The organism is Ancylomarina sp. 16SWW S1-10-2 (assembly GCF_009669305.1).
GTDB lineage: Bacteria > Bacteroidota > Bacteroidia > Bacteroidales > Marinifilaceae > Ancylomarina.
The window spans coordinates 1-364 of the sequence record NZ_SADB01000348.1; the positions used below are offsets into that span (position 1 = coordinate 1).

The 364-nt window shown below is 40.1% G+C and carries 1 rRNA gene; it reads right to left on the reverse strand.

The annotated features are described in order from the left end of the window. Positions 1-270: 270 nt before the first annotated feature. A 5S ribosomal RNA gene (gene rrf / locus EMN46_RS19490) occupies positions 271-364 on the reverse strand; the annotation flags it as partial.

A 364-nucleotide genomic window follows, 5' to 3' on the forward strand; every position in this document is an offset into this window, starting at 1 on the left:
CTAATGCAACTTCTCTAGATTTACGTCCACTTAAGCAAAGGTTCACAACCATTGTCTTGAATTCTTTATCATACTTCCTTCTTACTTTTCCTCTCATAATGTAAAGATAAGGGCTTAAGTTAATGTCCAGTCAAATGTACCTATTCCAGTGTCTTGGGGAGGAAGTATCAACTGGAATCAGAAGTAGTTTCAATTTGTAATTCGTAATTGTTTTCAGACTTTAGAGCATAAAAAAAGCGTCTTACTCCGTAATGGAATAAGACGCTTAAAAGTTGGCATCGACCTACTCTCCCACCTTTCGGCAGTACCATCGGCGCTAATGGGCTTAACTTCTCTGTTCGGGATGGGAAGAGGTGGAACCCCA